Consider the following 13,957-nt stretch of genomic DNA (forward strand, 5'->3'; position numbering starts at 1 on the left):
CGCGGACCGGACATCAGCTGCACAGGGAGTCTGCTCATTGATGACCGATAGGTCAGTGATGGAAATCACATCCGGCTAAATCTTTACACTCTGTTCTGAGGCGACCCCCAGGGCCCCGTCCGACCCGCCTTCCCAGGGCGCGGATGCGGGTTTCCAGGCAGCCTCGGCAGGCCTCGGCCGTCTCGCTCACGCAGGCCTTGCCGGGGTAGATCTCGTAGCGGACGCGATAGCCCACCGGCGTCACATTGGGCATCACCACATTGGCCCCGCGCATCAGGGCCAGCTCGCGCCCCTGGGCGCGGTCGAGGGTGGCGAGGGCGGTGGTGCTGGGGATGTTGGCCTCGGGACAGAGCAGGCGCGTCAGGGCCACGGCCTTGAGGGTGGTGAGCTCGTCATTGGGGACCTGATCCCGCAGGGCGAGGTAGGACGGGGCATCCGGCCCGCCCATGGGCGTCCGGGGGCTGGGCAGGAAGGGGCCGATCCCGAGCATGTCCATGTCGAATTCCCGGAAGCGGAGCAGGTCGGCCGCGAGGATGTCCCAGGTCTGCCCCGGGATGCCCACCATCACGCCGGTGCCGATCTCGTAGCCCATGCCCCGCATGCGGCGGAGCTGGGCCAGGCGGTCGCTGGGCCGGCCCGGCAGGTCCGGATGGATGAGGTGGTACAGCTCCGGGTCACCGGTCTCGAAGCGCAGCAGGTAGCGATCCGCCCCCGCGGCCTTCCAGGCGGCCAGGTCCTCGTCGCTCCGTTCCCCCAGGGAAAGCGTGACGGCGAGGGGCGTGTCGGCCTTGATGGCCCGCACTGCCGCTGCGATGAAGGCCTGATCGAGGCCCGGGTCCTCTCCGGCCTGGATGACCACGCTGCCGTAGCCGAGGCGGTGGGCCTCCCGGGCTGCCTCGAGGATCTCCTCTCCCGTCATGCGGTAGCGGTCCAGCCCCCGGGCGGGAGCCCGCAGCCCGCAGTAGTGGCAGGCGCGCACACAGAAGCTGGAGGCTTCGATGAGGCCGCGCAGGTGGATCTCGTCGCCGACCCGGTCCCGGCGCACCGCATCCGCCTCGGCCCAGAGGTGGTCAAGGGCGGCGGGGTCGTCCTCCATGAGCCAGGCCTTCACGCGGCCCTGGTCGAGGTCAGCCATGCAGGGCCTCCAGGGCTTCCGGGAAGGGGCGCAGCGCGCGGTCGAGGATGCCCTTGGCGCGGGCGATGGCCAACCCGTAATTGGTGATGGGAACCCCGGCGTTCTCGCAGCGCTGGATGCGGGACAGCATCTCGCGGCGGTTGCCCATGCAGTTTCCGCAGTGGACCACGAGGGCGTAGCGGGCGAGATCCGTCGGGAAATCCCGCCCCTGGATGTGCTCGAAGCGCAGCGGAGCCCCCACCTTGGCCTCGAGCCAGCGGGGGATCTTCACGCGGCCGATGTCCTCGTCGCCGGGATGATGGGTGCAGCCTTCGGCCACCAGCACGCGCTCGCCACCGCGGAGGCGGTCGATGGCGACGGTGCCGCGCACCTGAGCCCGCAGGTCGCCGTGGAAGCGGCTCAGCAGGATGCTGAAGGAGGTGAGGGGGATGTCGGCGGGGACTCGGGCGGAGACGCCCTGGAAGGCCTGGGAATCGGTGACGACCAGGGCGGGGGGGCGCTTCAGCCCCTCCAGCGCCATCGGCAGCTCGCCTTCCTGCACCACCAGGGCCAGGGCGTGGCCGTCCAGCAGGTCGCGGATGGCCATGACCTGGGGCAGGATGAGGCGCCCCTTCGGGGCTTCCGAGTCGATGGGCATCACCAGGATCGCCACCTGTCCTGCGGGCACGAGGTCCGCGAGCAGCTTCCGGGAGTCGAGGAACCCGCCGGGCGCCGCCAGGAGCAGGGCTTCCTTCAGCTCCGGCAGACCCTCGCCGCTCTGGGCGGAGACCGATACGCAGGGCGTCCCCAGGGCCTCGATGCGAGCCCATTCGGATTCCACGGGAGCCGCCAGGTCGGCTTTGTTCAGGACCCCCACGGTGGGGATGTCCCGCTGCTTCAGTTCGGCCAGGAGGGCGTCCTCGAAGGGCCCCCAGGCCCCGGCTTCGGCCACGAGGAGGGCCAGGTCCACCCGCTCGAAGACGGCGCGGGTGCGGGCCATGCGCTGACCCCCAAGGGCGCCCTCGTCATCCAGGCCCGCCGTGTCCACGAAGAGCACTGGGCCCAGCGGCAGCATCTCCATGGGCTTCTCCACGGGATCCGTGGTGGTGCCCGCCTGTTCGGAGACGAGGGAGACCTGCTGGCGCGTGAGGGCGTTCAGCAGCGAGGACTTCCCCACATTGCGGCGGCCGAAGAGGCCGATGTGGAGGCGGAGGGTGCGGGGCGCGGGCTGCATGGGGCTTCCGATCCGTCAGCAGAACACATCGCGTTCGCCGCGCCGCACACGCGCCACCATGGCCTCGGCGCGCATGCGGGCCCGGTCGTCCATGACGGCGAGGCTTCCCGCGACCAGGGTTTCGGCCGCGGCGCGGGTGGCGGGGCTGGCATGGTCCTCCACGAACTCCTGGAGGGTGGAGAGGGCGTTGGGCTGGCAGTGGAGCTTGATCTCGCCGGGCTTGGCGAGATCCATGAAATCGGCGCCGGTGCGGCCCATCCGATAGCAGCCGGTGCAGAAGCTGGGGATGAAGCCGGACTCCGCCAGATCGCGTACCACCTCATCCAAATCCCGGTGATCGCCGAGGGAGAACTGGGCGCCGCCGTCGCCCGGGCCGTTCCCGGCCTCCTCCTCCCGGTAGCCGCCGGGGTTGGTGCGGCTGCCCGCGCTGATCTGGCTGATGCCCAGGTGGAAGACCTCGCGGCGGACCTCCGGCCGTTCGCGGGTGCTGAGGATGAGCCCCGTGTAGGGCACCGCCAGCCGGAGGATGGCGACGAGCTTGCGGAAGTCGGTGTCCGTCACGGCGAATGGGGGCGCTTCGCTGGTGGTGGAGCCTTCGGCGGGCTCGATGCGCGGCACGCTGATGGTGTGGGGTCCGCACCCGAAGCGGTCTTCCAGGTGGCGGGCGTGGCGCAGGAGGGCCAGCAGCTCGAAGCGCCAGTCATGGAGGCCGAAGAGGGCGCCGATGCCCACATCCTCGATGCCGGCCTGCATGGCCCGGTCCATGCAACCCAGGCGCCAGTCGTAGTCGGCCTTGAGGCCGCGGGGATGCATCAGGGCGTAGGTGGCCCGGTGGTAGGTCTCCTGGAACAGCTGATAGGTGCCGATCTGGGATTCCTTGAGGCGCCGGAAGTCCGGAAGGTCCAGGGGGGCGATGTTCACATTCACCCGGCGGATGCTCTCGGTGCCTTCGCGGGTGGCGTAGATCGTGCGGATGGCCTTCAGGATGTAGTCCAGACCCTCCTTGGGGTAGGCCTCGCCCGCCACGAGCAGCAGGCGCTTGTGGCCCTGGCGCAGGAGGTGGCGCACCTCGGCGGCGATCTCCGCCTGGCCCAGGGCACGGCGGGCCAAGCCGCGGTTGGAGGCGCGGAACGCGCAGTAGAGGCATTCGTTGCCGCAGAGATTCGATACATAGAGCGGCGCGAACAGGACGATGCGCCGGCCGTAGATTTCCTCCTTCACCTGTTCGGCCGTGTGGAACAGTTCGTCCAGCAGATCGGGCTGCTGGATGGCCATGAGGGTGGGGAGGTCGGCCTCGTCCAGGCCCCCCAGTTCCCGGGCCCGGGCGAGGATATCGCGGACCCGCACGGGGTCCTGGGCCGGTGCGCCGTCCAACAGCCGGCCGATGGACGCTTCATCCAGGGGGAATGCTTCCGAAGGGCCATGCATGGAAAGAACCTCCGCGGGGCGCGCCGCTGGCCAAACATAACCCTCAGGTTGTTTTTGATCCAGTCCTGCCGGGGCGGACCTTGGTCACAACCGGGTGGAACGGCGTCCGGATGGGTGGGGCGGCAGGCTGTACCAGATGATCGTCCCCAGGATCAGCAGCCCACCCAGAAGGGCCCAAGCCGAGGGGCGCTCGCCGATGCCGAGGAAGACCCAGACGGGATTGAGCACGGCCTCCAGGGTGCCGGTCACCACGGCGGCCGTGGCGGACAGGTGCTTCATCCCGGCGTTGAAGAGCAGGTAGGCGACGCCGATCTGGAAGACGCCGAGGTAGAGCAGGATGCCGGCCTGGGGCAGGGTGACCCGGAGGCTCGGCAGGGCGGGGGTGCAGACGGCCGCCACCAGCAGGTTGCCGAGGATGATGGCGCCGATGGGATCGACCCCGGGGCGGCGTTCCCGCTGCAGCTTGAGGGTCATGGAGAAGAGCGCCAGGCAGAGGCCGGAGACCACGCCGAGGAGGTTGCCCGCCAGGGTGCCGGCCCCGAGCCGGCCCACGAAGAAGAGGCCCATGGCGCCAAGGCAGAGGGTTACCGCCAGGAGGTCCCGGCGCGCCACCGGCCGTCCGGCGAGCCGGGGCTCGAGGAACACCAGGTAGATGGGGGCGGAGAACTGGAGGAAGATCGCGTTCGCGGCGGTGGTGAGCTTGGTGGCGGCGACGAAGAAGATGAGCACCCCCGCATAGGCGGCGGCGCAGGCGAAGGCGAGGGCGTCCGGCCGGGGGAAGGGGCGCCCGCCCCGGAGCTTCACCACCAAGGCGATGGTGAGGGCCGCCACCAGGCTGCGGGCGAACGCGATCTGCAGCGCCCCGAGGGGCAGCACCTTGATGAAGAGCCCGCTGGAGCTCCAGAGCAGGGCCGCCAACGCCACCAGGGCCGCGCCCCGCATCCTGTCGCCATGTCCGGTCATGAATCCATTGGATCATGCCGCTTCAGGGAATCAGCCCACGACCCCCAGCAGGCTCCGCCAACCCCGGAATTGCACACCGCCCTCCAGGCGGACCAGCGTCCAGCAGTCGCTCCCCTGATCGGCCGTGGGGCCGTGCTGATGGTCGGGTCCATGGGCGATCCAGTCGCCGGGCCGGAGGTGCGCCGGGCCGTCCTGGAGGGCGCCGGACAGCACCAGGGACAGTTCGGGCCCCCGGTGCCCGTGAACTGGCATGGTCCGTCCCCCGGGCATGCGGGCCAGGCTCAGGGTCGCTCCGGTGGCGGGATCCTTCATGAGCCGGGCCACCTGTGCGCCGCCGAGGCCGTGGCGCGTCCACTCCCACTGATCCTCCGGGGGAAGCAGGGGGCGGAGGGCGACAAGGGGATGGTCGCCGGAGGCCAGGGCCTGCCCGGGGCCGTGGATGCCGCGGCAGGTTCCGCAGTGGCCCAGGTGCACCCGCAGCAGCAGCGCGGTCAGGGGATCGCCACCCGGTTCGAGGGCGCGCCACACCTCATCCTCGGGATGATGCTGGGGACCCTGGGGCAGGCGGCCCTCCCGCAGGGCGGTCAGGGCGCCGTCGAGGGCCCGCTCGGCCGCCAGTCCGGCGGGGTCGCTCCACAGGGTCCTCAGAATGGGGGCCGTACGGTGGAAGCTGTCCAGGAAGGCACGGCACGGAGGACACAGACTCAGGTGCAGCTTGAGCCCGAGCCAATGGAAGGGCCCGAGGGCGCCCTCCTCGTAATCCGTGAGCAGATCCACCACTTCGGCGCAGGTCGGCATGAACAGGGTCATGGCTCCTCCCCCGGGCCGGGTGCGAATTCGGGCAGCATGGCCCGCAGGGCCAGCCGGGCCCGGTGCACGCGCTGGCGCACCAGCTCCCGGGTGATGCCGAGCTGCCGGCTGATCTCCTCGGTGTTCCAGCCTTCGAGGTCGCGCAGGACGAAGACGGCCCGCTGGTCATCGGACAGGCGGTCCAGGCCCGCCCGGACCCGGGCCTTCAGCTCCTCCTGTTCGACTTTCATCAACGCCTCCGCATCCTCGCTCCATTCGAGGAGCCCATCCACATTCATGTGATGCCCGTCGTCACCGAATCGTGGCATCAGATCCTCGATGGCGTCCTCCCGACGCCGGACCCGCTTCCGGCGGGCCATGAGGGCCTGGTTCACACAGATGCGATAAGCCCAAGTACTGAACTTGCTCGCCCCCTGGAAGCCGGGGAGCTCCCGGTGGAGGGTGAGCAGGGCATCCTGCAGGGCGTCCTGGCTCTCGGCCCCGTTGCCCAGGATGCGGTCGATGACGCGGAACAGCATGCCCAGGTGGGGGCGGACCAGGGCCTCGAAGGCGTCCGCATCCCCCGAGGCGGCGGCCTGGACCAGGGCGGTTTCGGGGCGCTCCCCGGGCGTGGGGCTCATCCAGCCTCCAGGGAACCCGTCGGATCGGGGGTGGTCGCCTCCTGCGGGGCTTCCAGGGGCGGGGCCAGCCGGGGCAGGCGGATGGTGAAGGCCGATCCCAGCCCGAGCCCACGGCTGGACACCCGCACCTCGCCGCCGTGCCGGGTCACGATCTCCTTGACGAGGAACAGGCCGAGGCCCGTGCCGGACACCTGGCGGGTCATCTCGTCGCCCACCCGGAAGAAGCGGTGGAAGATCCGGGGCAGGTCCTTGGCGGCGATGCCATGCCCCAGGTCGCTGACGACGATGAGGATGTCCTCGCCGTCCCCGTCCAGGGTGACGGTGGTCTCCCGGGGCTCGGCGGCGTACTTGAAGGCGTTGGAGAGCAGGTTCTCGATGACGGTGCCGAGGGCTTTGGGATCCGCCTGGGTCCACAGGGGTTCCGGGGTCGCCTCGAGTTTCAGGCCCAGGGCCCCGGGCCCCAGTCGGTGGTCCATGCCCTCGCAGACGCCCCGCAGCCACGGCGCCAGTTCGAGCGGAGCCGTGTGGAGGACGAGGCTGCCGGATTCGGCCCGGGCCACATCGAGCAGGTTGCCCACCAGCTCGTTGAGCCGGTCCAGGTCCTTCTCCATGAGACCCCGGATCCGCTGGCGCTGTTCCTCGCCGAGGCTGCGGGTGAAGAGCGTCTCCGTCCAGACCTTGAGAGAGGCGATGGGGGTCTTCAGCTCGTGGGTGACGGCGGAGGTGAAGTTGCGCTGACGCAGCTTGAGGCCCAGTTCCTCCGACAGCTTCCGGTAGAGGACGACGAAGCCGAACAGTACGGCCATCACCATGAAGGCGCCCTCGCTCCCGGTGCGGATGATGGCATGACGCTCCTGGCGCTCCAGCTCGGCCAGGGGCTCCGGGCGCAGGGTCAGGTAGGCGGAACCGTCCAGCAGGGGGGGATCGTCCGGTGCCACGGGAGTGGGCACCATGGCCACATAGGGGAAGGCCGAGTGGATGGCCTGCCGCCGCTCCTCCAGGCTGGGCATGGACGGGACCCGGCCCTCGATGGCGCCGCGCCGGGACGATGGATCCGGCTGGCCGTGGATGTAGGTGAGCACCCGCAGGCTGTCCATCTGCCAGGCCTCGGCCCGCCCCGCCTTCAGCGCCTGCGAGCGGGCCGCCAGCAAACGCCCCGATTCGCGGATCTGCAGCTTGATCCACCAGCCCACCTGGACGCACAGCACGACGGACACGGACAGGAAAATGATCCGCTGCAGCGAGAAGGTCTGGGCGCGATTGGCCATGCCCCCATCTTGGCAGTGTCGCTCCGGGAGGCCATCCTGGAGTCCGATGTCAGCCTCGAACTCCTCCTCCGGCCCCAAACCGATCCCGCCCACCTATCCCGTGGCGCCACCCACGGGCAAGGCCAGTTCGGGCCCGAAGCAGGTTCTGGGCGCCCCAGCGGCCCGACCCCAGGGGGCCGAGCTGCTGGCGGAGCTGTTGCAATCCCAGCGGCAGCTGACCCAGGTCACGGCCGAGGCGCGTGATCTCAGGGCCAAGCTGGGCCGGCGCTCCCATCAGATGCAGATGCTCCAGCATGTGTCCGAGATCCTGGCCGCCACTTCCAAGGGCGGGCAGGTGGTGAGCGTGGTGCTGGATGTGCTTGTCCAGGAATTCCACTGCCCGCGGGCCGTGGTGTGGGCCCTGGAGGATGGCGGTTCCGGCTATGTCCCGAAGGAGGGCTTCGGCTTTCCCCGCCCGGCCTGGTCCGCCATGCGCCTGCCGGCGCCGAATCCCTTCCCGGATACGCCCCTGGTGCTGTTCCAGAGCCAGTGGCTGGATGCCACCTGCGGCGAGGAGACCCTCCAGGCGCTGCGGGGTCCCGAAGGTGCACCGCTCTACTTCATCCCCTTCGAGCACCAGCTGCTCCTGCTGGGCTTCGTGGTCCTGGCCATGCCCGTGGATCGCCGGGTGGAGGAGGAGGAGCTGGATTCCATCGCCATCCTCCAGCGGCAGGCGGCCATCTCGCTCTACAACGCCTGGTTGTTCCGCGACCTCTCCGAGCAGCGCGACGCCCTGCAGAGCCAGACCCTCGAGCTGGAGCGGGTGAACAACCGCCTGCGGGAAGCCGACCAGCTGAAAAGCGAATTCCTCGCCCTCACCAGCCACGAGCTGCGCACGCCCCTCACGGGCATCCTGGGATTCACGCGCCTCGTCATGGACGGCCTCTATGACGACGCCGAGGAAATGCGCTCCATGCTGCAGGACAGCTACAGCTCGGGCCAGCATCTGCTGGGGCTGCTCAACGACATCCTCGACCTCGCGAAGATCGAATCCGGGCGCATGGAGGTTCATCCGGAACCCCACTCCCTCGCCCCCCTGCTCGACGAAGTGAAGCCCATCGCGGAGGCCTACCCCCGCCAGCCCGCGGTGACGCTGGAGTGGCCCGAGGTGGTGGACATCCCCGAAGTGATGGTGGATCCGAGCCGCCTGAAGCAGGTCCTCCTGAACCTGCTCTCCAACGCCCTGAAGTTCACCAAGGAGGGGACGGTGAGCATCCAGGTGGAACGCCATCCCGGCGTGATCGCCCTGCTGGTGGTGGATACCGGCATCGGCGTGAGCCCCGAGGCCCAGGCCCGCCTCTTCCAGAAGTTCGCCCAGGCCGAAGGGGGCCACAGCCGGGAATACGGGGGCACCGGCCTCGGCCTGGTCATCTGCAAGCACCTCATGGAGATGATGGGCGGCACCATCAGCCTGTCCAGCGAGGGTCTGGGCACGGGCAGCACCTTGCGGATCACGATTCCGATCGCGTAGGGCCCGCCGCTGCTGGTCTGTGATCGGTCGTCTACGCTCCGTCTCGGGCTCCGCTCCGCGATGTGTGAAAATGATGGTTTGCGTCCGGAGCTCCCATGTCCTATCAGCGCCGCCCCGACTTCCTTCCCTTCACCCGGCCCATGGTCGGCGAGGAGGAGATCGCGGAGATCATCGACACCATCCACAGCGGGTGGATCACCACGGGACCGAAGTCGGCGGCCTTCGAGGAGAAACTGAAGGCCTACAACGGCGTGCCGCACTGCCTGGTGATGAACAGCGCCACCACGGCCCAGGAGATCACCATGCAGGTGCTGGGGATCCAGCCCGGCGATGAAGTGATCACCACCTCGCTGACCTGGGTGAGCACCCTCAGCACGGTGGTGCTGCAGGGCGGCGTGCCCGTGCTGGTGGACATCGACCCGGTGACGCTCAACATCGATCCGGCCAGGCTTGAGGCCGCCATCACGCCCCGCACCAAGGGCATCATCCCCGTACACCTCACGGGCCTGCCGTGCCCCATGGCTGAGATCTGGCGCATCGCGGAAAAGCATGGCCTCTGGGTCATCGAGGACGCGGCCCAGGCCATGGGCGCCCACTACCAGGGCACCAAGATCGGCGGCAATCCCCGCTCGATCATGAGCGTCTACAGCTTCCACCCGAACAAGAACATGACCACGGGCGAGGGCGGCGCCATCGCCTTCTTCAACGACGACTACGAGAGCCGCATCAAGCGCCTGCGCTTCCACGGCATCGACCGGGATGCCTGGAAGCGTTTCGCCAAGGAGGGCAGCCCGCACACGGAGGTCTACGAGCCCGCCCGCAAGGCCAACTTCATGGACCTCCAGGCCGCCATGGGCCTCCATCAGATCGACAAGCTGGATGGCTTCAACGCCCGGCGCGGCGTGCTGTTCCACCGCTACCTCGAGCTGATGAAGGATATCGAAGAGGTGATGCTGCCCTGGCCCGGCGACGCCGACCACGGGCACTGCTACCACCTCTTCGTGTTGCGCATCCACCCCGAGAAGGTGGGCCTGGACCGCGACGCCTTTGTGGCCGCCCTCAAGGAAGAGAACATCGGCACCGGCATCCACTACCGTCCGGCCCACATCCATCCCTGGTACCGGGACTTCTACGCCGCGCACCCCGCGCACCTGCCCCAAGATGGCCTGCCGCACAGCGAGTGGAGCGGCGAGCGCCTCCTGAGCCTGCCCCTCTGGCCCGGCCTGGCCGAGGCTGACCAGGATCAGGTGGTGGCCGCCATCCGGCGGGTGATCGCCCACGCAAAAGCCGCGAGCCGCATCATTCTCTGATCGGCATTTACCTAAGCCCGCAACTTGTCGATAGGATGGCCGGGACCCTTCCCCGTGACCATCCTCCTCCTCATCCTCCTGTCGGCGCTGCTGCAGATCGTGGCGGCCTGGTTCGCCCTGCGGATCAACCGGATCGCGGGGCGGCCCCTGGCCTGGATCCTGATGTCCTCGGCCCTGGCCCTGATGGCCGTGCGCCGACTCTTCCTGCTGGTGGAATTCCACCAGAACGGCTTTCCCGCCTACCTGCTTCCCAACGAGGTCATGAGCTTCGTGATCTCGGCCCTGCTGCTGGGAGGCGTCATCCTCATCCACGGGCTCTTCCGCGCCAAGGCCGCGGAGGCCGCGAGCCTGGAGGTGGCGCGGGCCGGGGCCCGGGAGGATGCCGACAAGCTCTCCGCGGTGCTGAGAGCCACGCCCTTGCCCACCTGGATCGCCGAGGATCCCGAGTGCCGGGTCGTCCACGGCAATCCCGCCGCCGCCGACCTGCTTCGGGTGCCCGTCGATGCGAACCACTCCGCTTCGGTTGCCCAAGAGGTCGGGGAGACCCAGGTGGCATGGACGGGCCACTTCCGGCTGGTGCAGCACGGGCGGGAGCTCCGGCCGGACGAGATGCCCATGCAGCGGGCTTGTCTAAAGGGGGAGGAGGTCCGGGAGGAGCCTCTGGATCTGATCTTTGACGACGGGATCGTGCACCACCTCATGACCTATGCCACGCCCCTGCGCCTTGGGGATGGCCGCATCCATGGGGCCGTGTGCTGCATGGTGGACCTGACGGAATTCCGCCGGGTCGAGGGCGCCCTGGCCAAGGCGCACAAAATGGAGAGCCTGGGCATGCTCGCCGGGGGGCTCGCCCACGACTTCAACAACATCTTCCAGGTCATGGTGGCCAATCTCGAGATGGCCCGATCCAGCGCGCCGGGGGAGTCCCCCGTGCGGAGCTACCTCGACCGCCTTCAGGCGGGCCTGGACAGGGCCTCCAACCTCAGTCGCGACATCCTCCACTGCTCCGGGGGGGATCTGCGGCGACCCGAGTCCCTGGACCTGTCCTCCCTGGTGGCGGGTGTGCTCGACCAGGTGGGTCTGGGGGTGACCCGCGACCTGGCGACCGTGCTGCCGCGGGTGATGATGGATCCTGTCCTGGTGGGTCGCGTGGTCGAGGGCCTGGTGACCAATGCCCTGGAGGCGAACTCGGCGCCGGGCGCCGTCCGCGTGCGGACCTTCATGCGGCAGGTCACCTCCGTCGAGCTGGCCGCGGGGCACTGGCCCGAGCCGGTGGAGCCCGGCCTGTACGCGGTGCTGGAAGTGACGGACCAGGGTGACGGCATCGATGCGGCCACCCTGCCGCGGATCTTCGATCCCTTCTTCTCGACCCGGGACATGGGGCGCGGCTTGGGCCTGCCCGCGGCTCTGGGGATCCTCCGGGGCCACCGCGGGGGCATCCAGGTGGAAAGCATCCCCGGGGCCGGCAGCGTCTTCCGGGGCTACTTCCCCTCGCCTGAAAGTCTGGAGACGCCCACCGTGCCGCCGGCCGATGGTTTGCCCACCCGCAACCTCGTGCTGCTGGCGGACGATGAGGCCGAGCTGAGATCGGTGCTGGCCGAGATGCTCCAGGAGTGGTTCGGGCTGGAGGTGGTGTGCGCCTCGGACGGGCAGGAGGCCCTTGAGATCTTCAACCACCGGCCCGAAGCCTTCGATCTCGTGTTCCTGGACGCGACCATGCCCCGCATGAACGGGGTGGAGGCCTTCCGGCGCATGCGCCAGGTTCGGCCGGGACTGCCGGGGATCCTGTGCAGCGGCTATGCCCTCCCGGCCTCCCGGGAGCAGGCCGTGGCCGAGGGGTTCGCCGACTTCCTGAAGAAGCCCTTCACCAGCAAGGAACTCCGGGAGATCCTCGACCGGGTGCTGACTTCCAGGGCCTGATCAGGTCATCCGTTCGTGGGGCAAGGCCGGCACGGGGGCATAGACCGTGGCATGGGGGTCGTACATGTAGAGGTTGCCGACCTTCCCGGTGTAGGCGCACGCGAACTGCTGGATCTGGTCCGCGAAGCGGGTTTGCTCGTCGCGATCCCGGAAGATGGGCCCCCAGAGAGGATTGAAGGCCGCCTCCACGGTCTGGGTGAGGGCATCCAGTTCGAGGGTCTGCAGCTCGACGCGCCGCTGGAGGGCCTCGGCGCTGCTGGCCAGGTGCGCGGCCTCGTGGTCCAGGGCGATGGTGGCTTCGGAGCTCAGGCGAGGGCCCAGCAGATGCCGGCGCACCCGGTTGCGTTTCCACTGGTCCAGCAGCACCGAGGCCCGGCGCAGGGTCCGCCGTCGAACAGTCTCGAGGTGCAGGAGCTCCCGCATGTCCTGGCTGCGGGACTCCAGCAGCTTCAGTTCCCGTTCCAGCTCTGGCACCAGCAGCAGGGTGCGCCAGGAGGCGTTCTTCTTCGAACGCAGGACATCGCCGTAGATGTGGTCGCCCACATAGAGCACCTGCTCGCCCTCGGCGCCCAGCATGGATTCCAGCCAGGCGGCATGTCCCCCCATGAAGCAGCGGGGCTGGCCCTCGACGGGAACTGGCGGAGGCGTCTCGAGGAAGAACGCGGGCTTGCGGCTGCTGACCACCACCAGATCGAAGTAGTCGGTCCACAGGGGGCGGGCCTCGTCCTGGCCGTTCAGGAGGTGCCCGAGCACGCCCGCGGTGAAGCTCCATTCGCTGTTGGTGAGAAGGAAGAGCTTCTTGCCTTCGCGCTTGAGGCGGTCCAGGGCCAGGGCCAGCTGAGGATCCTGTGGAATGAAGAAGTGGCGGTGCTCCAGGATCTCGGCCTTCATCTCGCCGTTCCGGTGGGCGGTGTCGACGGCCCAGCGCACATCCCGGAAGAGCTGGAGGTAGTTCTCGGCCTTCAGGCGGCCGCGGTCGAAGCCATCCACCATCTGGGCGTAGAGGTGGCTCTCGGGGATCTCGAAGAGGGTGTCGATGCTGCGGAATCCCTTGGCCGCCGTGGACAGCCGCCGGCGGCTGTAGATGGCTTCCGCCTCGAGGCGCGAGAGGGCGCGGCCTCCGTGGCTGGCCCGGACCACCTGCCGCTCCCGGTTGAGCTTCAGCAGGTTGCCCCGCAACCCGTCCAGCACCAGGCCCCGCACCGCAAAGGCCGGGTCGTAGTCCACCTCCAGCAGCCAGGGGGAGTAGCCGCGGTCGCGGACCAGCAGCCGGGCCGCCTTTTTGAAGGCCAGCTCGTCGATCTCCGGCGAGCGGTAGCGGGCCAGGGTATGGTCCATGTCGAAACCGATGGCCCGGATCTCCCCCAGCGGCAGCGTCCGCAGCGCGAAGAGCTTGTGCTCCGGCGGCAGCCGGTCGTCCGCATCCAGCAGGGGCGGAGCGGCGAGCAGGGCGGGGTCCCAGGCGGTCATGGGGCGAGTGTAGCTCGGGAGCAGCCGGAGGATGCAGAAGGCTGGTCAGTCCCGGGGGCGGCGGCAGGAGATGGCTGGCGGGCCAGGCATGGAGGCCTATGCTCTAACAAACCGAACGACACCAGGTAGTCGTGAATGAGTCTGGGGTGCCTGGTAGAAGGAGGATCCCGTGCGACTTGGTCCTGCCTTGAGTTGCCTGCTGGTGCTGGTGGTTCCCCAATGGGGTTGCAAGTCCATGCTCTACCCGCTCGCCCGTGCTTTCGGATCTCCTTCCGAAGGGGAATTGAAGCGATGCCGGGCCACCTTTGAA

At 69.0% G+C, this 13,957-nt stretch carries 11 protein-coding genes; 3 read left to right on the forward strand and 8 right to left on the reverse strand.

The window, feature by feature from the left end:
* Positions 1-52: 52 nt before the first annotated feature.
* The 7 genes from hydE to QZ647_RS02965 form a co-directional block, all read right to left on the reverse strand.
* On the reverse strand, positions 53-1,135 hold the full coding sequence (hydE, locus tag QZ647_RS02935; protein ID WP_291270743.1) for a [FeFe] hydrogenase H-cluster radical SAM maturase HydE: 1,083 nt from the start codon (positions 1,133-1,135) through the stop codon (positions 53-55).
* A complete protein-coding gene (gene hydF / locus QZ647_RS02940) occupies positions 1,128-2,348 on the reverse strand; it encodes a [FeFe] hydrogenase H-cluster maturation GTPase HydF (protein ID WP_291270744.1) in 1,221 nt (406 codons plus the stop codon). The genes hydE and hydF overlap by 8 nt, the downstream gene beginning before the upstream one ends.
* A gap of 15 nt (positions 2,349-2,363) precedes the next feature.
* Positions 2,364-3,776: a [FeFe] hydrogenase H-cluster radical SAM maturase HydG gene (gene hydG, locus QZ647_RS02945; RefSeq protein WP_291270745.1), complete on the reverse strand. Its 1,413-nt coding sequence runs from the start codon at positions 3,774-3,776 to the stop codon at positions 2,364-2,366.
* Positions 3,777-3,860: 84 nt separating this feature from the next.
* The gene (locus QZ647_RS02950) at positions 3,861-4,739 is read right to left on the reverse strand and encodes a DMT family transporter (protein WP_291270746.1); all 879 of its coding nucleotides are present in this window, start codon (positions 4,737-4,739) and stop codon (positions 3,861-3,863) included.
* 30 nt (positions 4,740-4,769) lie between these two features.
* Complete coding sequence (locus QZ647_RS02955) at positions 4,770-5,549, reverse strand: cupin domain-containing protein (RefSeq protein ID WP_291270747.1); 780 nt, start codon at positions 5,547-5,549, stop codon at positions 4,770-4,772.
* Positions 5,546-6,169 (reverse strand): sigma-70 family RNA polymerase sigma factor, encoded by a 624-nt coding sequence (locus QZ647_RS02960; protein WP_291270748.1) that lies wholly within the window; start codon positions 6,167-6,169, stop codon positions 5,546-5,548. The genes QZ647_RS02955 and QZ647_RS02960 overlap by 4 nt, the downstream gene beginning before the upstream one ends.
* Positions 6,166-7,437, reverse strand: a complete 1,272-nt coding sequence (locus QZ647_RS02965; RefSeq protein ID WP_291270749.1) for a HAMP domain-containing sensor histidine kinase — start codon at positions 7,435-7,437, stop codon at positions 6,166-6,168. Before QZ647_RS02965 ends, QZ647_RS02960 begins: the two co-directional genes overlap by 4 nt.
* Before the next feature lie 46 nt (positions 7,438-7,483).
* Here QZ647_RS02965 and QZ647_RS02970 point away from each other — a divergent pair, with 46 nt between their 5' ends.
* The 3 genes from QZ647_RS02970 (at position 7,484) to QZ647_RS02980 (ending at position 12,177) form a co-directional block, all read left to right on the forward strand.
* A complete protein-coding gene (locus QZ647_RS02970; protein WP_291270750.1) occupies positions 7,484-8,947 on the forward strand; it encodes an ATP-binding protein in 1,464 nt (487 codons plus the stop codon).
* Positions 8,948-9,042: 95 nt separating this feature from the next.
* Positions 9,043-10,257, forward strand: a complete 1,215-nt coding sequence (locus QZ647_RS02975) for an aminotransferase class I/II-fold pyridoxal phosphate-dependent enzyme (protein WP_291270751.1) — start codon at positions 9,043-9,045, stop codon at positions 10,255-10,257.
* Between the two features lie 54 nt (positions 10,258-10,311).
* Positions 10,312-12,177 carry a response regulator gene (locus tag QZ647_RS02980; protein ID WP_291270752.1) on the forward strand — a complete coding sequence of 622 codons (1,866 nt, stop codon included), beginning with the start codon at positions 10,312-10,314 and terminating at the stop codon, positions 12,175-12,177.
* On the opposite strand, the gene QZ647_RS02985 is transcribed toward QZ647_RS02980, so the two are convergent.
* Positions 12,178-13,647, reverse strand: coding sequence for an HAD-IG family 5'-nucleotidase (locus QZ647_RS02985; RefSeq protein ID WP_291270753.1), 1,470 nt, complete (start codon positions 13,645-13,647; stop codon positions 12,178-12,180).
* Positions 13,648-13,957: the final 310 nt, after the last annotated feature.

The organism is Geothrix sp. (genome assembly GCF_020622065.1).
Lineage (GTDB): Bacteria > Acidobacteriota > Holophagae > Holophagales > Holophagaceae > Geothrix.